Source organism: Nocardia sp. NBC_00416 (assembly GCF_036032445.1).
GTDB lineage: Bacteria > Actinomycetota > Actinomycetes > Mycobacteriales > Mycobacteriaceae > Nocardia.
The window spans coordinates 3038206-3058978 of sequence record NZ_CP107932.1; the positions used below are offsets into that span (position 1 = coordinate 3038206).

At 69.1% G+C, this 20773-nt stretch carries 16 protein-coding genes and 1 pseudogene; 7 read left to right on the top strand and 10 right to left on the bottom strand.

From position 1 onward, the window contains the following. The first annotated feature begins 85 nt into the window (after positions 1-85). The 3 genes and pseudogenes from aroC to aroB all read left to right on the top strand — a co-directional run bounded on the left by aroC (position 86) and on the right by aroB (position 3350). Entirely contained in the window at positions 86-1306 is a 1221-nt protein-coding gene (gene aroC / locus OG804_RS12610; protein WP_328398360.1) for a chorismate synthase, read from the top strand. Beyond that, positions 1306-1824: pseudogene (locus OG804_RS12615) on the top strand (shikimate kinase); the annotation flags it as partial. The gene aroC and the pseudogene OG804_RS12615, both read left to right, overlap by 1 nt. 407 nt (positions 1825-2231) lie before the next feature. After that, complete coding sequence (gene aroB / locus OG804_RS12620; protein WP_328397107.1) at positions 2232-3350, top strand: 3-dehydroquinate synthase; 1119 nt, start codon at positions 2232-2234, stop codon at positions 3348-3350. A gap of 169 nt (positions 3351-3519) precedes the next feature. Here aroB and OG804_RS12625 read toward each other — a convergent pair whose 3' ends face one another. The 7 genes from OG804_RS12625 to OG804_RS12655 form a co-directional block, all read right to left on the bottom strand. Continuing rightward, positions 3520-3987 carry a B-4DMT family transporter gene (locus OG804_RS12625; protein ID WP_328397109.1) on the bottom strand — a complete coding sequence of 156 codons (468 nt, stop codon included), beginning with the start codon at positions 3985-3987 and terminating at the stop codon, positions 3520-3522. An 81-nt stretch (positions 3988-4068) separates the two neighbouring features. Beyond that, positions 4069-4896 (bottom strand): shikimate dehydrogenase, encoded by an 828-nt coding sequence (locus OG804_RS12630; protein ID WP_328397111.1) that lies wholly within the window; start codon positions 4894-4896, stop codon positions 4069-4071. Beyond that, positions 4886-6367: an endolytic transglycosylase MltG gene (locus OG804_RS12635; protein ID WP_328397113.1), complete on the bottom strand. Its 1482-nt coding sequence runs from the start codon at positions 6365-6367 to the stop codon at positions 4886-4888. The genes OG804_RS12630 and OG804_RS12635 overlap by 11 nt, the downstream gene beginning before the upstream one ends. Beyond that, the gene (gene ruvX / locus OG804_RS12640; protein WP_328397115.1) at positions 6364-6978 is read right to left on the bottom strand and encodes a Holliday junction resolvase RuvX; all 615 of its coding nucleotides are present in this window, start codon (positions 6976-6978) and stop codon (positions 6364-6366) included. The genes OG804_RS12635 and ruvX overlap by 4 nt, the downstream gene beginning before the upstream one ends. After that, positions 6978-9656, bottom strand: a complete 2679-nt coding sequence (gene alaS / locus OG804_RS12645) for an alanine--tRNA ligase (RefSeq protein ID WP_328397117.1) — start codon at positions 9654-9656, stop codon at positions 6978-6980. Before alaS ends, ruvX begins: the two co-directional genes overlap by 1 nt. Before the next feature lie 49 nt (positions 9657-9705). After that, a complete protein-coding gene (locus OG804_RS12650) occupies positions 9706-11070 on the bottom strand; it encodes a replication-associated recombination protein A (protein WP_328397119.1) in 1365 nt (454 codons plus the stop codon). Between the two features lie 89 nt (positions 11071-11159). Continuing rightward, on the bottom strand, positions 11160-12326 hold the full coding sequence (locus tag OG804_RS12655) for a phosphotransferase family protein (protein WP_328397121.1): 1167 nt from the start codon (positions 12324-12326) through the stop codon (positions 11160-11162). 191 nt (positions 12327-12517) lie between these two features. On the opposite strand from OG804_RS12655, the gene OG804_RS12660 reads away from it, so the two are divergent. Beyond that, the gene (locus OG804_RS12660; protein WP_328397123.1) at positions 12518-13564 is read left to right on the top strand and encodes a hypothetical protein; all 1047 of its coding nucleotides are present in this window, start codon (positions 12518-12520) and stop codon (positions 13562-13564) included. A gap of 6 nt (positions 13565-13570) precedes the next feature. Here OG804_RS12660 and aspS read toward each other — a convergent pair whose 3' ends face one another. Beyond that, positions 13571-15403 (bottom strand): aspartate--tRNA ligase, encoded by a 1833-nt coding sequence (gene aspS / locus OG804_RS12665; RefSeq protein ID WP_328397125.1) that lies wholly within the window; start codon positions 15401-15403, stop codon positions 13571-13573. 145 nt (positions 15404-15548) lie between these two features. On the opposite strand from aspS, the gene ypfJ reads away from it, so the two are divergent. Further along, the gene (ypfJ, locus tag OG804_RS12670; RefSeq protein WP_328397127.1) at positions 15549-16475 is read left to right on the top strand and encodes a KPN_02809 family neutral zinc metallopeptidase; all 927 of its coding nucleotides are present in this window, start codon (positions 15549-15551) and stop codon (positions 16473-16475) included. Positions 16476-16510: 35 nt separating this feature from the next. Here ypfJ and OG804_RS12675 read toward each other — a convergent pair whose 3' ends face one another. Both OG804_RS12675 and OG804_RS12680 read right to left on the bottom strand, forming a co-directional pair. Beyond that, complete coding sequence (locus OG804_RS12675) at positions 16511-18133, bottom strand: hypothetical protein (protein ID WP_328397129.1); 1623 nt, start codon at positions 18131-18133, stop codon at positions 16511-16513. Then, on the bottom strand, positions 18130-18447 hold the full coding sequence (locus OG804_RS12680) for a type VII secretion target (protein WP_328397131.1): 318 nt from the start codon (positions 18445-18447) through the stop codon (positions 18130-18132). Before OG804_RS12680 ends, OG804_RS12675 begins: the two co-directional genes overlap by 4 nt. 201 nt (positions 18448-18648) lie before the next feature. Between OG804_RS12680 and OG804_RS12685 the strand changes: the two genes are divergently transcribed. Then, on the top strand, positions 18649-19650 hold the full coding sequence (locus OG804_RS12685; protein WP_328397133.1) for an NAD-dependent epimerase/dehydratase family protein: 1002 nt from the start codon (positions 18649-18651) through the stop codon (positions 19648-19650). 31 nt (positions 19651-19681) lie between these two features. Then, positions 19682-20698, top strand: a complete 1017-nt coding sequence (locus OG804_RS12690; RefSeq protein WP_328397135.1) for an Rv2578c family radical SAM protein — start codon at positions 19682-19684, stop codon at positions 20696-20698. Positions 20699-20773 lie beyond the last annotated feature (75 nt).

The window sequence follows — 20773 nt, forward strand, 5'->3', positions numbered from 1 at the left end:
TCGCGCGAACCGCACGATTCACGGGCCGGTGAACACCGCCGACCGCCTGCCCCGCTCGCCGCGCCGACATGGGAAGATGGTCGGCGTGCTGCGCTGGATAACTGCTGGAGAATCTCACGGACCCGCTCTCGTCGCCCTCCTGGAAGGGATGGTCGCCGGTGTCGAGGTGACCTCGGAGGAGATCTCCGCACAGCTGGCGCGCCGACGGCTCGGTTACGGTCGCGGCGCCCGGATGAAGTTCGAGGCCGACAAGGTCACCGTGATCGGCGGTGTCCGGCACGGCCGCACCATGGGCGGGCCCGTCGCCCTCGAGATCGCCAACTCCGAATGGCCCAAATGGACCACCGTGATGTCCGCCGACCCCGTCGACGAAGCCGAACTCGCCGAACTGGCCCGCAATGCCCCGCTCACCCGGCCCCGACCCGGTCACGCCGACTATTCGGGCATGCTCAAATACGGTTTCGACGACGCCCGTCCGGTGCTGGAGCGGGCCAGCGCGCGCGAGACCGCAGCCCGGGTCGCGGCCGGCACCGTGGCACGGGCGTTCCTCCGCCAGGCACTCGGGGTGGAGGTCGTCTCCCATGTGGTCTCCATCGGGACGGCCGCGAACACCTCCGGAGTCGTGCCCACCGGCGCCGATCTGGCCGCGATCGATCAGAGCCCGGTCCGGGCCTTCGACGCCGAAGCCGAGCAGGCCATGATCACCGAGATCGAGGCGGCGAAGAAAGACGGCGACACCCTGGGCGGTGTGGTCGAGGTGGTCGTCACCGGACTCCCGGTCGGGCTGGGTTCGTTCACCAGCGGCGAGCAGCGGCTGGACTCGCGGCTCGCGGCGGCGCTGATGGGAATCCAGGCCATCAAGGGCGTCGAGGTCGGCGACGGTTTCGAGACGGCGCGGCGGCGCGGCAGCCTGGCGCACGACGAGATGCGACCCGGCAGCGACGGCGTACTGCGGTCCACCAACCGCGCGGGCGGTCTCGAGGGCGGGATGACCAACGGGGAGGCGCTGCGAGTCCGGGCGGCCATGAAACCCATCTCCACCGTCCCGCGCGCGCTGGCCACTGTCGATATGTCCTCCGGCGAAGAAGCCGTGGCGATCCATCAGCGCTCCGATGTGTGTGCGGTACCGGCCGCCGGGGTGGTCGCGGAATCGATGGTGGCGCTCGTGGTGGCGCAGGCCGCACTGGAGAAGTTCGGCGGCGATTCGATCGCCGAGACGGTGAGCAACCTCGACGGCTACCTGAAGCGGATCAGCGGGCGTCCCCATCTGAACCCGGGCGATCCCGTCGCCGCCGATCCGGCGTAATGACCGCGCAGCCCGATCCGCACACCCCGCTGGTGGTGCTGATCGGCCCGCCGGGCGCGGGAAAGACCACGATCGGCCGGAAATTGGCCCGCGAACTCGGGGTAGAGCTCTACGACACCGATACCGGGATCGAGGAGGTCACCGGCCGCACCATCCCGGAGATCTTCGCGTCCGGCGGAGAAGCGGAATTCCGCCGGATCGAGGAGGAGGTGGTGGGGCGCGCCCTGACCACCCGGAGCGGGGTCGTATCGCTCGGTGGCGGCGCGGTGCTGTCCGAACGCACCCGTGCCCTGCTCCGCGACCGGACCGTGGTGTACCTGGAGATCAGTATCGCCGAGGGTCTGCGCCGCACGGGCGCCGGCAATACCCGGCCACTGCTGGGTGGTACCGATCCGGGCGCGAAATACCGGGAACTCATGCGCACCCGGCGACCGCTCTACCGCGAGGTGACCTCGGTCCGGGTGCGCACCGACGGACGCAGTCCCGGCCGCGTGGTCCGTTCGATTCTGGGGAAACTGTCGCTGGATTCGGTCCGGGACACCGCCGGGGCGCTGGACGGCGAACCCGGTTCGGAATCGACCGCCCAGCGCACCAGCAGATCCCGAGCACGGCGGCGCGCGCGGGCCCGCGCGCGCCGGGCGGCCGCGCAGCAGCGCACGGAATCAGGTGCGGAGGGGGCCGCGGGTACGGAACCGGCGATCGTGCACCGGCGGACCACCGCCGAGCAGACGACCCGGGACGCGGGATCGGCGAGGGACTCGGTCGAGGAGGCAACCCCGGCCGGGGCGTCTCCGACCGGATCCGCCACCGAGGGCGGCCTGCGCACCCCGGGACGTTCCCGCCGGGCGCGGGCCAGACGAGCCCGGGCCAGACGGCAGCAACGCGACCAGGACGACCAGAAACAGACAGGATCGGAGCAGCACACGTGACAGAACCGACGCGTATCGAGGTCCGCACCGCCGAGGCCTATCCGGTGATCATCGGCCGCGGTTTGCTCGGTGATCTCGTCGAAGTGGTCACCGGTATGGGCGGGGTACGCACCGTCGCCCTCTTCCATCAGCCCTCGCTGGTGGAAACCGCCGAGGTGGTGCGCAGCGCACTGGCCGAGGCCGGGGTCGACGCGCATCGCATCGAGATCCCGGACGCGGAAGCCGGTAAGGAACTCGCGGTCGCCGGGTTCTGCTGGGAGGTGCTGGGCCGGATCGGCCTCACCCGCAGCGATGTGGTGGTCGGCCTCGGTGGCGGCGCCGCCACCGACCTCGCCGGTTTCGTCGCCGCGACCTGGATGCGCGGCGTGAAAATCGTGCACGTGCCCACCACACTGCTGGCCATGGTGGACGCGGCAGTGGGCGGAAAAACCGGGATCAACACCGAGGCCGGCAAGAACCTCGTCGGATGCTTCCACGAGCCGTCGGCGGTGCTGGTGGATCTGGTGACCTTGGAAACCGTGCCGCGCAACGAAATCGTCGCCGGGATGGCGGAGATCATCAAGGCCGGTTTCATCGCCGACCCGGTGATCCTGGACCTGATCGAACGCGATCCGCAGGCCGCGCTCGACCCGACCGGTGAGGTACTCCCGGAACTCGTCCGCCGCGCGGTGGCGGTCAAGGCCGAGGTGGTCGCGGTCGACCTCAAGGAGTCCGCGCTGCGCGAGATCCTCAACTACGGCCATACCCTCGGGCACGCCATCGAACGCCGGGAACGCTACCGCTGGCGCCACGGCGCAGCGGTATCGGTGGGTCTGGTCTTCGCGGCGGAGCTGGGCCGCCTGGCCGGTCGTCTCGACGACGCCACCGCCGACCGGCATCGCAGCATCCTGGAGAGTGTCGGCCTGCCCACCACCTACGATCCCGATGCCCTGCCGCAACTGCTGGAGTCGATGCAGACGGACAAGAAGACCCGTTCCGGTGTCCTGCGGTTCGTGGTGCTGGACGGGCTGGCCAAACCGGGCCGGTTGGAGGGCCCCGACCCCGCGCTGCTCGCCGCGGCGTATTCGGCGGTCGCCGGCGCCGGTACAGCCGGGGGTGGCGCGATCCTGCTGTGAGAGTCCGGTGGTGCGGCGGATCGTCGCACCACCGTAAATCCCGGCCGCCGTGCTCCGCCGGACCACCGCGGCGCCCACAGCACGATTCCGAATGAGCCGACTCGCGGAGGCCGGATCGGGAGCTGTGGCCCGCAGAAATGGGCTCAGCAGGCCGGGCGCGCGATCGGCCTCAGGCAGGTGAGCCGAGCGCGGGCGCGCCCGCGGTGGAACGATTGTTGTCGCGGCTCCCCAGCCGCCGCCCGACGGCCACGCCGATGAGCCCGGGAACGAAGACGAGCAGCAGGATGAACGCCGAACCGGCGGTGGCCTCGAAGAGCAGACCGCCGTCGCCGAGATCGACCTTCGGCAGGAAATCCAGCAGCCAGGACACCAGTCCGCTGCCGATTCCCGCGACCACCGCGGTCTGCAACCACCGGATCGTCAGATCGACACCCTGTTCGGGGTTCGGGTGCTCGCGGCGATCGGCCCGGCCGTCGCGTACGCCCCACGCCACCGCGACTCCGATCAGGACCACCAGGCACAGCAGCCGCAACCACAGTCCGTAGGTCGGGATGTACCCCATCGCGAACCCGAGGAGCACCCGCAGCACGACGGCCAGTCCACCGAGCGCCAGTGCCCGCAACAACCACGCAGTCATGCCGATCACCATAACGCCCCGCGGACCAAGCTAGAACCCGTTACAGAAATTCGTCCCGATCCGGTACGGATATCGCCCGGATCAGCCGAGGTCGGCGAGTGCCGCCGCCATCGCCGCCCGGGGCGCGGGCTGCCCGGTGAACTGCTCGACCTGCCCGTAGGCCTGTTCGAGCAGCATCTGCAGACCGCCGATCACCGTGTGCCCGGCCGCGGTGACCGCCTCCGCGAGCGGAGTGGGCCACGGATTGTACAGGGCGTCGAGCACGACGGGGGCGGCCGCCACCATTGCGGCGACCGCCGCGGCAGCCGGGTACGGGACGGTGCTCACCACGGCTCCGGCTCGGGCGCATACCGCCGCCAGCTCCGGGGCGTCGAACCCGATCGACTCGGTGGCCATACCGAGTCGATCGGCGAGGTCACGCGCACCCGCCGCCCGGCCGGCATCGCGAGCCACAATGGTGACGCCGGCGGCCCCGAGTTCGGCGAGCGCCAGCAGGGCGGGCCGCGCGGTGCCTCCCGCGCCGAGCACCACCGCTTCGGACAACTCGGTCACACCGCCGCCGCGCAGCGCGCCCAGCACCCCGTCCACGTCCGTGCAGTCGGCACGCCAGCCGGTCGCGGTCCGGACCAGCGTGTTGGCGGACCCCACCAGAACCGCTCGTTCGGTGCGTTCCTGGGCGTAGGCCAGGGCCGCTTCCTTGCCCGGCATGGTCACCGACAACCCGGCCCACTCCGGGCCCAGCCCGTCGACCAGACGGGGCAGCTCGTCGGCGGTGCACTCGATCCGCTCGTAGGTCCAGTCGAGACCGAGCGCGCGATAGGCGGCCAGATGCAGCTGCGGGGATTTCGAATGGGTGATGGGGCTGCCGAGCACCGCGGCGCGGCGCGACCCCGCCGAATCAGCGCCCACTGTCGAGAATCCCGCTTTCCATCGCGAGTTCGATATTCGCCAGGTGTTCGGAGTAGCTCTCGGTGAACAGCGTGGTGCCCTGCTTGTCCACCGTGACGAAATACAGCCAGGTACCGGGTTCCGGCTCCTCCATCGCTTCCAGCGCCGCGATCGACGGCGAGGAGATCGGGGTGGCAGGCAGCCCGGGCATGGCGTAGGTGTTCCACGGCGTGGTCTGGCCGCGGTCGGCGTCGGTGGTCGCGACCTCGGTTTTGTCGAGCGCGTAGTTGACGGTCGAGTCGAACTGCAGCGGCTGGTCGATGTCCAGCCGGTTCACGATCACGCGGGCGACTTTGCTCATATCCTGGGGCAGCGCTTCACGTTCCACGAGTGAGGCGCCGATCAGCGTCTCGTACGGACTCAGACCGTTGATGCGGCCGGATTCCAGCAGCCCGGTGGATTCGTAGCTGCGGGCGCTCTCACCGACGAGTTGCCGCAGAATATCCTGCGCCGATCCACTCGGATCGAAATCCAGGCTGCCGGCCGCGATCAGCCCCTCGAGCTGACGCGCGCGATCGGGCACCTGCCGGACGGCGTCGACCGCCCATTCCGGAACCCCGAGCGCGGCCAGATCGGTTCCGGCGCCGGCCTGCTCCAGTTGTTCGTAGGTGACGCACCGGTGTTCGGGCTCGGCGCCCACGCAACTGGCGGCGGCGATCTTGGTGTAGATCCCCTCCTTGCGCGCACCGGTGTTCACATCGTGCTGATCGTGCAGCTGCCGCCCCTCGGAGACGACCACATTCCCGACCCTCGACCCGGGTGCCACCAGCGCCGCGACCGCGTCCGCGGCCGGGCTGTGCACCGGGATCGCGTAGTAGCCGGGCTGTACCGCGTTCATACCCTCGTCCTGCACGGCGGCTTCGTAGAAGGCGGCGGAACTGGCGACGATCCCGGCATCGGCCATGGTCGAGGCGATCTCGGTGGCGGTGTCCCCGTTCTTCACCTGAACCACGACCGGAGCGCCGGCGGGACCGGCGAAATCCTCGGCCGGGGTGTAGCGGTTGACCAGCTTGTACACACCGGCGCCCAGAACCAGCACGAGCAGGACCCCGGCGGCCACCCAGATCAGTTTGCGGCGGCCGCCCTCCTGTTTGCGGGCGGCCTTCCGGGCGGCGGCCCGGCCACCGCGCGGCGGCGCGGTGCGCGCGCCGGCGCGACGGCGGGTACGGGGTCTGGGTTCGGGTTCGGGTTCATCGTCGAAATCGTCGTCGAAATCGTCTTCGTCATCGACATACCGGGGAATGACGGCGGTGTCGTCGTCTTCCAAGGGATCCCAGCCGCCCTCGGGATCGTCGTCCCAGTCCGGCTCTTCGGCCACCGGCGCGGCCCGCCCCCGGCGGGAACGTTCCCAGGCCTGATCGTCGCGGCGGTATCGCCGCTCGGCCTCACGCTGCCGGAATCGCGCCTCCGCCTGCGCCCATCGATCTGTCATTCATCGTCTCCGGACAACGCGGCCCGTGCCGCGTCCTCGGCCGACCTCATCACTGAACTCCGTTCGTCCAACCAGCTCTGCAGGATCGACACAGCAGCCGCTTGGTCGATCACCTGCCGCTGACCGCGCGCTCGAACACCGCTGTCCCGCAGAGCGCGTGCAGCAGACACCGTAGTCAAACGTTCGTCGGAAAGCCGGATCGGCACTTCGGGCAGCGAGTCGCGCAACCTTTCGGCGAACTCGGTCGCCAGCCGCGCCGCGGTCCCGTTCTCCCCGCGCAGCGTGCGCGGAAGACCGACGACGACCTCCACTGCCTCGTACTCGTGCGCGAGTGCGACTATCCGCGTGATATCGGTCGCGGCGGACCTGTCCGCGCCGGCGGTGGAGCCGTGCGCCGGGTCCGCGGACCCGCGCGCGGCCCGACCGGACCGGCGCGCGCGGTTGTCCCGCGGCACGGTCTCCACCGGGGTCGCGAGGATCCCGTCGGGGTCGCTGGCGGCCACACCGACCCGCACACTGCCCACGTCGATGCCGAGCCGACGGCCCCGGCCCGGATCGGTAGCCGGGTCGGGCCGGTCGACCGGAGGCCGCGCCTCCGAGCCTGCCGCCATCAGCCGGCGTGCGCGCCGATATGGCTGCGGACGGCAGCCAGTCCCGCGTCGATACCCGACGGATCCGAACCGGCGCCCTGCGCCATCTCGGGCTTCCCGCCACCGCGGCCCGCGATACTCGGGCCGAACACCGCCACGAGATCACCCGCGGCGAAGCCCAGCCCCTGGGCCGGCTTGTTCACGGTCACCACGAACGGCACCTTGCCCTCGTTATTTCCGAGCAACACCACGACGGCGGGTGTGCTGCCCAGCCGCCCACGAATATCGGTGGCCAGCGTGCGCAGATCGCCCGCCGAGACGCCCGCGGGCGCGGCCGCGGCGACCAGCAGCACCTCGCCGAAGCGTTCCGCGGCGTCCGCGTAGGCGCCCGCGGAGGACAGCACCGCCGCCACCTTGGTCCGCTCCAGTTCCTTCTCAGCGATCTTGAGCCGATCGACCAGCTGCTCGACTCGGCCCGGCACCTCGTCGGAGGGGACCTTCAACATCGACGCGACACCGGCGAGCAGCGCCCGTTCCTTCGCCAGGTGGCGATAGGAATCCAGTCCCACGAACGCCTCCACTCGGCGCACGCCCGAGCCCACCGAGGATTCGCCCAGCAGCGTGATCGGGCCGATCTGCGAGGAATGACCCACATGCGTACCGCCGCACAGTTCCATGGAGAAGGGCCCACCCATCTCCACCACGCGCACCCGGTCGCCGTAGTTCTCCCCGAACAGCGCCAGCGCACCCATATCCTTGGCTTTCGCCAGATCGGTGACGAAGGTGTTCACGGGGTAGTCGGCGCCCACACCGTCGTTGGACACCGCCTCGATATCGGCCTTCTGCTGCTCGGAGAGCTGCCCCTGCCAGTTGAAGTCGAACCGCAGATACCCCGGTTTGTTCAGCGACCCGGCCTGTACCGCATTGGGTCCCAGGATCTGCCGCAGGGCGGCGTGCACCATATGGGTGCCCGAATGACCCTGGGTGGCGCCGCGTCGCCAGTCGGGATCCACCTGGGCCAGCACCACATCGCCCTCGGTGATCTGCCCCTGCTCCACCGTGCACCGGTGCACCCAGAGCTTCTTCGCGATCTTCTGTACGTCGTTGACGGTCAGTTTCGTGCCCGCTGCGGTGATCGTGCCGCGATCGGCGATCTGGCCACCCGATTCGGCATAGAGCGGGCTGCGATCCAGGATCACCTCGATATCGGTGCCGGCGAGCGCGGTCGGCACCCGGACACCGTCGCCGATCAGCGCGAGCACCCGGGCCTCGGAGGTCAGCTCGTCGAACCCGGTGAACTCCGTATCGCCGCGGTCGACCAGTTCCTTGTACACCGACAGATCCGCGTGCGCGTGTTTGCGCGCGTGCGCGTCTTCCTTGGCGCGCCGCCGCTGCTCGGCCATGAGCGTCCGGAAGCCCTGCTCGTCCACCGACAGCCCCGCCTCCGCGGCCATCTCCAGGGTGAGGTCGATCGGGAAACCGTAGGTGTCGTGCAAGGTGAAGGCGTCGGCCCCGGAAATGGTGCCGGTCGCGCCCTTGGGTGTGGCGCTCCGCACCTGGTCGGCGGTTTCGTCGAACAGTTTCGACCCGGTGCTCAAGGTCTTGCGGAACGCCGTCTCCTCGCCGACCGCGACGGTCTCGATACGCGTGTAATCGGTGGCCAGCTCCGGATAGGAGGGCGCCATCAGATCGCTCACAACCCGCATGAAATCACTCATCACCGGCTGCTCGGCGCCGAGCAGCCGGGCCGAGCGCACGATGCGGCGCAGCAGCCGGCGCAGCACATATCCCCGGCCGTCGTTACCGGGGTTGACCCCGTCGGCGATCAGCATCGCGGCGGTACGCGCATGGTCGGCGATGACCCGGAACCGCACATCGTCGGCGTGCTCGACACCGTAGGAGCGGCCGGTGAGTTCCTCGGCCTTGTCGATGATGGGGCGCAGCAGGTCGGTTTCGTACACGTTGTCGACGCCCTGCAGCAGCAGCGCGATGCGCTCGACACCCATGCCGGTGTCGATGTTCTTCTTCGGCAGCACCCCGACCGGCGGGAACCCCTGCTTCGGGCTGTCCTCGCCGCGGATGTCCTGCATGAAGACCAGATTCCAGATCTCCAGGTAGCGGTCCTCGTCGACGACGGGACCACCGTCGCGGCCGTATTCGGGTCCCCGATCGTAATAGATCTCCGAGCAGGGTCCGCCGGGACCGGGCACACCCATATCCCAGTAGTTGTCCTTGCCGTCCCGGAATTGGATCCGCTCGTCCGGGATCCCGGCGACCCGGCGCCAGATCTCCGCGGCTTCGGGATCGTCCTCATAGGCGGTGACCCAGATCCGTCCCGGATCGAACCCGTAACCGCCCTCCTCCTGGGACTTGGTGATCAGTTCCCAGGCGAAGCGGATGGCGCCTTCCTTGAAGTAGTCGCCGAACGAGAAATTACCCGCCATCTGGAAGAACGTATTGTGCCGCGTGGTGACGCCGACTTCCTCGATATCACCGGTACGCACGCACTTCTGCACGCTGGTCGCACGCGGGAACGACGGGGTCTGCTGACCGAGGAAATACGGTTTGAACTGCACCATGCCCGCGTTCACGAACAGCAGGTTCGGGTCGTCGAGAATCAGCGATGCACTGGGCACCTCTGTATGCCCGGCACTTACGAAATGGTCCAGGAACCGCCGTCTGATCTCGTGGGTCTGCACGGATATCCAGCCTACCGGTGCGGTGCACCCCATTTATCACCGAGCCGGGTTAACCGGGGCCGCGACCCCGGACGATCCTGCGCAGCGTGCTCACCCGAGGTCCGACGGTCCGTTCATGACCGTGATCGGTGGGCTGGTAATAGTCGACGCCGACCAATTCGTCCGGCGGGTACTGCTGGGCGAGCACCCCGCCCGGGTCGTCATGGGGATAGCGGTAACCCTGGGCATTCCCGAGCCGCTCCGCGCCCGAATAGTGCCCGTCGCGCAGATGCGGCGGCACCGTGCCCGCTTTCCCCGCCGCCACATCGGCCATGGCCGCGCCGAGGGCGGCCACCACCGCGCCCGATTTCGGCGCGGTCGCCAGATGGATGGTCGCCTGGGCCAGCGCGAGCCGGGCCTCCGGCAGACCGACCAGCTGCACGACCTGCGCGGCCGCGGTGGTGGTCTGCAACGCGGTCGGATCGGCCATGCCGATGTCCTCGCTGGCATGGATCATCAGCCGGCGGGCGATGAATCGCGGATCCTCGCCGGCGGTCAACATCCGGGCGAGGTAGTGCAGCGCCGCGTCGACATCGGAGCCGCGGATGGACTTGATGAACGCACTGATCACGTCGTAGTGCTGATCGCCGGCCCGGTCGTAGCGTACGGCGGCCTTATCGATACTGGCGGCCACCAGGTCGAGGCCGACCGTCCCGTCCAGCGACGATTCCGCCGACGCCTCCAGCGCGGTGAGCGCGCGCCGCGCGTCACCACCCGCGATGCGCACGATATGGTCCAACGCTTCAGCCGTAACCGTGTACTGCCCGTCGAGACCCCGCCGATCGGCCATCGCGCGAGTGAGCACGGCCCGGATCTCGTCCGGGCCGAGCCCGTGCAACTGCAGCACCAGCGACCGGGACAGCAGCGGCGCCACCACCGAGAACGACGGATTCTCCGTGGTCGCGCCCACCAGCAGCACGATCCGGTTCTCGACCGCGGCCAGCAGCGCGTCCTGCTGGGTCTTGGAGAAGCGGTGCACCTCGTCGATGAACAGCACGGTCTGCTCCCCCGCAGTCAACCGCCGCCGCGCGATGTCGATCACCGCCCGGACTTCCTTGACCCCGGCCGAGAGCGCGGACAACGCCTCGAACCGCCGGCCGGTGGCATGCGAGATCAGCGACGCGAGCGTGGTCTTCCCCGTGCCGGGCGGGCCGTAGAGCAGTACCGACGCCGCACCCGAGCCTTCGACGAGCCGGCGCAGCGGCGATCCGGGCCCGAGCAGGTGTTGTTGTCCGACGACCTCGTCCAATGTGTCGGGCCGCATCCGCACCGCCAGCGGCGCCCGCGCTCCACTCGCCCGCGCGGCCGCGTCCGGCGAGGCGATATCCGGTGCGACCGCCCCCACACCGGGCATATCGAACAGACCGTCACTCATGCCTGCGACCGTACCGTCCGCCGCCGACACCGCGTCCGGCACGGACTCCGGGTCAGCGGCCGCTTCCCGCCGGAGGCGGGGCAGATGGTTCAGCTCAGGTGTTCATCGAGGACCGCGCACACCGCTTCGGCGAAATCGCCGACCGCGTCGTTGCCGATGCACCGTGCGTCCTCGGCGAGGCCCGCCCACCGGTTGAGCAGCGCGTCGGACCGCGGCACCGAGAGACCGTGTTCCCGTGCGACGGCGATTCGTGCGTGATCGGCGGGCAGGAACCAATAGGTGCTCAGCCAGACCCAGATCAGTCTGGCCTCGAGGATCTTGTCCGCCAGCAGAGTGTCGTCGGCCAGCGCCGGCCAGACGCCGACGACCTCGCTGCGCCAGGCCTCCACCATCTGAGTGGCTCGTTCACGGGAGAGTTCGATATCGCAGAGGCATCCGGGGAACGACACGAGCGCGTAGGCGATATCGAGGGTGGCGTCGCGGAATCCGCCCCATTCGTAGTCGAGGATTCGGGCGCCCTCCTCGTTGAGGATCACATTGTCCGGGCACAGATCCGACGGACTGAACGCACGGAACCGGCCACCCGAGAAGAGCCGGGCGCCGTGGGTGATCTGCTCGGTCACCTCGTCGGGCACCTCGATGCCGAGTTCGTGCCGCAACAGCGCCGGCATCTCGGCGACCGCGGCTTCGGCCTGCTGCACGATCCCGTCCACCCGGTGCACCACATCGACGCGGCGCAGCAGCGCGACGAAATCGGGTTCGCGCCCGACGGTCGCGGCGTGCATCCGGCCGAGTGCTTGGGCGAACGCCATCATCGCGTTGCGGGTGGCCGGTTCGGCTCCCGAACTCAGTACGTCGGTGAGTTTGGTGTTCTCACCCAGATCGCTGAGAACCAGCAGACGATCGGGCAGGCTGTGCGCGATCAGATAGGCGCCGGGACGCTCGCCGCGGCTCAGCGCGGTGGTGAACTGATAGGACACCGCTTCCCGGAGAAATGCCGAATCCACGCTCGCGACGCCCGGCGTGATCGTCACGTTCTTGGGGTCGGGCACGGAACCGCGCACCTGCTTGATTATCAGGGTGCGAGGTAGCGAGAAAGCGTTCTCGGCGACCCGGACGCGTAGGACAGTGGTTCGTCCGCTACCGCTGAGTTCGGTGGGATCGCTCAGCTTCACCGGAGCACCCATTCGCTTTGTGAGCAACTGCTGCGCTGCGGATACGACTTCGGTGGCTCGTTCGGCCAGTAGTGCAGTCATCGCATCTCAAGTTACTCGCATTCGGTCACTTCTAGCGAGCGGTTCGACAACCTTTCCGTGTCGTCCGGCGTGTCCGGTGTATTCCGGGCCGTGCGCACGGCCTGCTTGACACCGCTGTGCGGGTCGGGTTTTCTCGATCTGAACTGCTGTGCGCCACACCGGAAACCAGTTGCGTCGAAAGGTATGCCAGCGTGACCGACACACCGCGTTCCGCCCCGGGTTCTCCCGGCGATCCGGCCACCGCAGGCACCCGGCCGGAGGCCGTGGCGCGTACCCGGCCCGACGACGCCGCGGGCCCGCGCCCTGCCGCCACACCCGAATCGGGCCACACCTCGGTGAGTCCGGACACGCCACCGGCCGCCGATCGGCCGGGTGGCGTCACACCGGCCGGGAAATCGGTCGCAGCGCACCCGCCGGGCGCGGCGGAATTGCCCGCGGCACCGCGCTACGCCCCACCGGTGGATCCCGCGGGGCCGGGCGTCCCCGGGCCGACCACCCCCCATGGCAGCACGGAAACCGATGCGGCGTCCGGACAGCCGGTCTACGGCCCGCCCGGCACCGGCCCGGACCCGAACCAGCAGGTCTACGGGTATCAGGCGCTGGGCACGGGCATCCCCGGTCGGCTCGATGTCGGGCACGCGCTCAGTTACGGCCTGGAGAAATTCCGGCTCAACCCCGGCCCGTGGGTCGCGGTGACCTCCCTCGGCCTGATCATCTATCTGCTGTTCTATCTGGTCGCCAGGGTCGTGGAACCGGGATCGGCACTGACCCTGCTGGTGATATTCGCCGCCGTCATGGCCGGATTGTGGTTACTCCAGGCCACCATGGTCCGCGGAGCGCTCTATGAGACCGACGGCTACCGCCCCGGTTTCGGCTCCTATTTCTATCTGGGCAGCATCGGGAACGCGTTCCTGACGGCGCTGCTGGCCTTCCTCGCGACCACTCTCGCCTCCGCACTGTGCCTGATTCCCGGGATCGTGGTGGGGATCGGCTGTATGTTCTCGCTGCACTTCGCGATCGAGCAGGGTCAGACCCCGATGGAGGCGATCAAATCGAGTTTCCTGCTCGTCCTGCGCGACCCGTGGCGGGTACTGCTGCTGGTGCTGACCGTGGTCGTGGTGACGGCGCTGGGGCTGCTGGCATGCGGGTTCGGCCTGCTGGTGGCGGGGCCGGTGGCGACGATCGCGGTCACCTACGCGTATCGCACACTCACCGGCGGCCCGCTGGCACCTGTCTAGCGCCCGTTACGCGACGCCGCCCCCGCTCGACGCGGTCCGCACCGCACCGTTGCCGTTACCGTCGGCCCCTTTCTCCTTGGACTGGGGGTTGGCGTCCAGACCGGCTTCCTTGCGCTGTTGCGCGGTGATCGGCGCCGGTGCGTCGGTGAGCGGGTCGACGCCGCCGCCGGTTTTCGGGAAGGCGATCACCTCGCGGATCGAGTCGAGCCCGGCGAGCAGGGCCACGATCCGGTCCCAGCCGAAGGCGATACCGCCGTGCGGCGGCGCGCCGAAGGCGAACGCGTCCAGCAGGAACCCGAACTTCTCCTGTGCCTCCGCCTCGCTGATCCCCATCACCGCGAATACGCGTTCCTGCACGTCTTTCCGGTGGATACGGATACTGCCGCCGCCGATCTCGTTACCGTTGCACACGATGTCGTAGGCGTAGGCGAGCGCGGAACCGGGGTCGGTGTCGAAGGTGTCGATCGATTCCGGTTTGGGCGAGGTGAAAGCGTGGTGCACCGCCGTCCACGCGGAATAGCCCAGCGCCACATCGCCGCTGGCAGTGGCGTCGGCTGCCGGTTCGAACAGCGGGGCGTCCACGATCCACACGAACGACCACGCGTTCTCGTCGATCAGGCCGACCCGGTGCGCGATCTCCGCGCGTGCCGCGCCGAGCAACGCGCGCTGCGCCTTGGCCGGTCCGGCCGCGAAGAACACACAGTCGCCCGCCTCGGCGCCCACATGCGCGGCCAGCCCCGCCCGCTCGTCCTCACTGAGGTTCTTGGCCACCGGACCGGTGAGCGCGCCGTCCTCGCCGACCAGCACATAGGCCAGCCCCTTGGCACCCCGCTGTTTGGCCCAGTCCTGCCAGGCGTCGAGCTGGCGCCGCGGCTGCCCCGCTCCGCCCGGCATGACGACCGCACCGACGTAGGGCGCCTGGAACACCCGGAACGGGGTGTTCGCGAAGTACTCCGTGCATTCGGTGATCTCCACCCCGAAACGCAGGTCGGGCTTATCGCTGCCGAACCGCCGCATCGCCTCGGCGTAGGTCATATGCGGGATCGGTGTGGGAATCCGGAAACCGATGAGCTCCCACAGCGCCACCAGGATGTCCTCGGCCAGCAGGATGACGTCTTCCTGCCGCACGAAACTCATCTCCAGATCGAGCTGGGTGAACTCGGGCTGGCGGTCGGCGCGGAAATCCTCGTCGCGGTAGCAGCGGGCGATCTGGAAGTACCGTTCGATACCGCCCACCATCAGCAGCTGCTTGAACAGCTGCGGGCTCTGCGGCAGCGCGTAGAAGCTGCCGGGCTGCAGCCGGGCGGGCACCAGGAAGTCGCGCGCGCCCTCGGGGGTGGAGCGGGTCAGCGTCGGGGTTTCGACCTCGATGAATTCGTGCCCGGCGAGTACCGAGCGCGCGGCGGCGTTGACCTTGGACCGCAGCCGGATGGCATGGGAGGGAGCCTCACGACGCAGGTCCAGATAGCGGTATTTGAGGCGGGCTTCCTCGCCGGGCTGGTCGTCGAGCTGGAACGGCAGCGGCGCGCTCTCGTTGAGCACTTCGAGCTCTTTGACGTCGACTTCGATGGCGCCGGTCGGCAGCTCCGGGTTCTCGTTGCCCTCCGGGCGGGGTTCGACCACGCCGACGATCCGCACACAGTATTCCGCCCGCAGCCGGTGCGACTGCTCGGCCGCCGGCCCCTCCCGGAACACTGCCTGCGCCACGCCGGAGGCGTCGCGCAGATCGATGAAGATCACGCCACCGTGGTCACGCCGCCGTGCCACCCAACCGGAGAGGGTGACGGTCTGACCGGCCTGTTCACTTCGCAATGAACCGGCCAAGTGGGTGCGCAGCACGGTATTCCTTTCGACGGTCGGAGCACACCGGGACGGCCTCCGGATGCGGTTGCCATCGTAGTGGGCCCCGCCGAGCGGACGTAAACGGATATATTGCCCACACCCGAGCACGCTGCGACGTCCACGTTCACAGACGGGATCAGCCATGACTTTCAACGAGAGTTTGCCGATCGACCCCGGACGCGCTTCCTCGGGCGGCGGCCCGGGCCGGGGCAGCAAACTCGCCCTCGGCGGCGGGGCCGGCAGCCTGATCGTCCTGGTGTTCGCATTGCTCGTGGGCGGCGATCCGGGTTCGGTCCTCGGTGAGTTCACCGGCGCCCAGGATCCGGGGCAGAGCGCCGAGGTCGCGGCGGGCACCCCCGACCACTGCCGGACCGGTGCGGACGCCAACAACTATGTGGACTGCAGGGTTGTGTTCACCGCGCAGAGCCTGGACGCGGTGTGGTCCCAGGAACTGCCGGAGCAGACCGGCACCGCCTACGAGCCGCCCGGCATCCGGTTGTTCACCGGCGGTATCTCGACCGGCTGCGGGTATGCCACCAGCGATGTCGGACCGTTCTACTGCCCGGCCGACCGGACGGCTTATTTCGATGTCGCCTTCTTCCAGGAGCTGGTGGACCGGTACGGCGCCACCGGCGGCCCTCTCGCCCAGGAATATGTGGTGGCACACGAGGTCGGCCATCACATACAGACCCTGCTCGGCGATATCGGCCGTGCGCAGCAGGACCCGCGCGGGCCGGAATCCGGCGCGGTGCGCACCGAGCTACAAGCCGATTGTTATGCGGGTATCTGGGCGCATTACGCGGACAAGACGCCGGCACCGGGTGCGGATACACCGTTTCTACAGCCGCTGACCGATACCGATATCCAGGACGCCCTGTCGGCCGCGTCGGCGGTCGGTGACGACCGGATCCAGGAGACCGCCCACGGCCGGGTGAACCCGGAGGCATGGACGCACGGCGCCTCCGAACAGCGGCAGAAGTGGTTCCTCACCGGATACCGCACCGGCGAAGTCCGGGCCTGCGACACCTACTCGGCCGCGGATCTCAGCAGCCCGCCCGCCCTGCGCTGATTCCCGCGCGTAGCTGATTTCCCGCGCACGTAACTTCAGAACTGGTTGTCGTAACCGGCGTCCTCGTCGGCGTCGACCGCCCCGATCACCTCGGGCGCCGATTCACCCAACGGTCCGGTGAGATCGTCGTTGCCGGTGGTGCTGCGGTACGACTCGACCGTGCGGGAGTGTTCCTCGTCGCTGTTGCGCTGCCCGCCGGCCCCGGCCCCGCCCGGCGAACCCATGAACGAACTCGAGGCGGGCGAGGTGGCCGCCGGGTTGGGCATCCCGGCGAAGCCGCCCGGACGCATCACGTTCGTCAGCGGATTCTGGGTCGAGCCCGGTACTCCCGCCAGCGGGGAACCGGGCAGGCTCGGGCTGCCGCTGGGCGATCCGGTCGAGAGTCCCGGGCTGCCCGTCGAGAGCCCCGGGCTACCGGGAGTGGTGCTCGGGCTGCCGGAGTGCAGACCGGCGAGAGTCGTGGCAGCGGGGTCGTCGGCGGAAGAACCCAGCACCGATTCCAGACCCGAAGGATCGGAGGCCAGACTCTGCGCCTGCTGCATGATCGGTTCACCGACGCTCTGCGCCACGTCCTGCGCGGCCGCGGCGGCCTGCTGTCCGTCGACGCCGACCAGGTTCTGCACCATGCCGCCGAGCTCCGCGGTCTTGCCCGCGAGATCACCGCGGGTGGCGTTGGCCACGATCACGGCCTGGCCCAGGTGTTCGGTGGCCGAGGCGATCAGCGCGGTCTGCGCGGGCGGGGTCATCACCACGGGGGCCAAGGCGACCGCCTGGCCGAGAAACGAGGTGGCGATGGTGCTGAGTTGGGCGTTGCCCTGCTGCACCACACCGGCCGCGAGCTGCGTCAGGGCGGAGATGTCGATACCGCGCTGGCTGGTCTCCAGACCGGAGTTGTTGGCCTCCTGCCCGGCGGTCTGCGCGGTCTGGGCGGCGTCGCTCTCCCAGACCTGACCCATCGCGGTCAGACTGCTCTTCCCCACTCCCATGGCTGTTTCGATGATCTTCGACGACTGGCTCAGGATCGCGGTCGGATCCAGCGCGCCGATGACGCCGGTGCCGAAACTGCTCAGCAGGTCGTGGATCGGCTGGAAGAGCACGTCGATACCCGGCAGCGCGGGCAGTGCGGCGCCGCCGAGCAGATCGCCGACCGGATCGGCGGGCAGCGCGGGGGCGGCCGCCGCGGGCGTAGCCGCCGCACCGGACGGCGTCCCGGGTCCGGAAGATGCTCCGGCGCCGACGGCGGACAGCGCCTGGCCGAGCACGCCGTCGGCTGCCTCGACCACGGGCGCGGCAGCCTGGTTCACCGCGCCGAGCAGCTGATTCGCCTGACCGGAGGCATCGTCGACCGCGCCCGACAAGATGTCCTGCGCGGCGGGCGCGTCCCCGGTGAGACCCGGCGCACCGGGGAAACCCGCCGTGGGCATACCCGTCGCCGCGTGGGTCTCTTCCGAGATCCGCTGGGACAGCACGAATTCCGGCGCTTCGAGCGGCATCTCACCGTCCGGGAGCTGGGCCAGCGGTACATCCTGGACGGCCGCGCCCGGATCCGGCTGGACGGCCGGCGCGACGGCGGGGGCGCTCGTGGACGCCGACGGCACCGCCTGCTGGAGTTCGGGTGCGATGACGCCGGTGGCGGCGGTGGTGTCGAGCGGCCTCACAACCCACCTCCGGCCGCGCCGAGCACCCCGGCGGTGGCATCGTCGGTGCCGTCGTAGTTGAAGGCGGAGGTGAAGGCGGCCGCCGACAGTTTCTGGTATTTCGCCGACAGATCATTGACATCGCGCGCCTGCAATACCTGGGCGGCGGCGAACATGGCCAGATAGTCGGCCCCGATCAAACCGAAAACCGGCGTCAGCGCGGCGACATTGGCCACGGCGTCGATATCGCCGGCCGCCGCGATCTCGGTGCCGATCCCGGCATTCGTGATTCCGAACGCTCGCAGCGCTTCGGTTACTACCGAGACGTTACTCATCGAACTCCCCCCTGATTCGTGCTGAACATCATCGTGGCCACCGTTCGGGACATCTCCGTACGCCGCAACGACACACACCCCTGCGGCACCAAATGGTTGCCGCCCGAATATAGCCCACCGAACCATTCCCACACGAGACGATCCCGGGCCACAAAACTAGAACCTGTTGCAAATTAGAACAAGTTCTATATTCTCTTCACCATGAAGGTCGCAGTGACCGGCGCAGCCGGCTACCTGGGTACGAATCTGCTCCCGCTGCTCGCCGAGCGCGGCGACGATATCGTCGCCATCGATCGGGTCCCGCCCCGGCAGCCCGGCGCCGCGAACATCACCTGGGTGAGCGCCGACGTCCTGGATCCCGAATCCATGCGAACCGCCCTGGACGGCGCCGAACTGGTGTATCACCTGGTCGCCGTGATCACCCTCGCCGATAAACACGATCTGGCCTGGCGGGTGAACACCGAAGGCGTGCGGGTGGTCGCCGCGGCCGCCCACGCCGTCGGGGCGCGCCGTTTCGTCCACGCGAGTTCGATCCACGCCTTCGACCAGTACAGCTGCGGCGGCAATATCGACGAGACCACCCTGCGTTCCACCGAGCCAGGCCTGCCCGTCTACGACCGCTCCAAATGGGCCGGTGAACTCGAGCTGCGCAAGGTCGTCGAAGCCGGCCTGGACGCGGTGATCTGCAATCCCACCGGCGTTTTCGGACCCGCCGACCACGGCACACCGCTGTCCCGGATCAACCGCTCGCTGCGCGACGCGGCCCGCGGCCGGATCCCCGCCATGATCGACGGCGGTTTCGACCTGGTCGACGTGCGCGATGTCGCGCGCGGCCTCGTCCTGGCCGGTGAACACGGCCGTACCGGGGAGAACTACCTGATCGGCGGCGAGATGATCTCCATGCTCGAGCTGTGCCGAATGGCCGCCCGGCACGGCGGCAAGAAAGGTCCCCGATTCTCCATCTCCCCGAAGCTGGTCTCGGGACTGATCCCGGTGCTGGAGCCGATCGGCAAACGGCTCGGCACCGATATCGTGTCCAAAGCCGCACTCGGCGCGCTGGTTTCGGCGCCGCTGGTCGACCACGACAAGGCCACCCGGGAACTCGGCTACCAGCCACGGCCCACCGACGACACGGTGCGCGATCTGGTGGCGTTCTTCGCCGATCCACACGCGCCGCTGCCCGACTTCACGCCGACTGCTTGACAGCACTTAGAACGCGTGTTCGACTGGTCCGGTGCGGTGGCAGAACCAATCCCTGGATGCCGACGACGGCGCGCTGCCCGGCCTCGACCGGGCCGGGTTCGCCCGCACCGTACGAACTCCCGAATTCGACGGCATCACCTTCCACGAAGTGCTGTGTAAGAGTGCGCTGAACAAGGTTCCCGACGAGTCGAAGCTACCGTTCCAATGGACGGTCAACCCGATGCGGGGATGTTCGCACGCCTGTCGCTACTGCTTCGCGCGTGGTTCGCACGAGTATCTGGAACTCGACGCCGGAACCGATTTCGACACCCAGATAGTGGTGAAGACCAATATCGCCGCGATCCTGCGGCGCGAACTCACCCGGCGGTCGTGGCACCGGGAGAAGGTGGCGCTGGGGACCAATACCGACCCCTACCAGCGGGCGGAGGGCAGATATCGGCTGATGCCCGGAATAATCCGCGCACTCACCGACTCCGGGACACCGTTCTCGATTCTCACCAAGGGCAGCCTGCTACACCGGGATCTACCGCTGCTCACGCTGGCCGCGCGCGAGGTCGAGGTGCACATCGGAATATCGCTGGCGCTGCTGGAACCCGAACTCCACCGCGGACTCGAACCCGGCACCCCGTCGCCGCGCGCACGGCTGGACCTGGTGCGCGCCTGCAGCGACGCCGGTTTCGCGGTGAACGTCATGGTGGCGCCGGTGATCCCGTACCTCACCGACGGCCGGGCCCAACTCGACGAACTGTTCGGCGAACTCGCGGCGGCCGGCGCGGTATCGGCGGTGGTGCTGCCGTTGCACCTACGCGGCAGCACCCGCGGCTGGTTCCTGGGCTGGCTGGCCGAGAACCATCCGGCGCTGCTGCGCCGCTACCGCCAGCTGTACCGGCGCGGTGCGGTGGTCGCTCCCGAATACGCGTCCTGGCTGCGTGAACGGATCGATCCACTACTCGATCAGCACGGTCTGCTCCCGGCGGGACGCGAACTCCCCCGGGCCGACCCCGCCCCCCGACCACGGCCGGCGCCCCAGCTCGAACTCTTCGCCTGACCGCCGAGCCGGCCGGCCTTCGCCGCCATGACCCGATCACGCTCCTCGCGTGGACGAGACTGATCGGCGATCGGT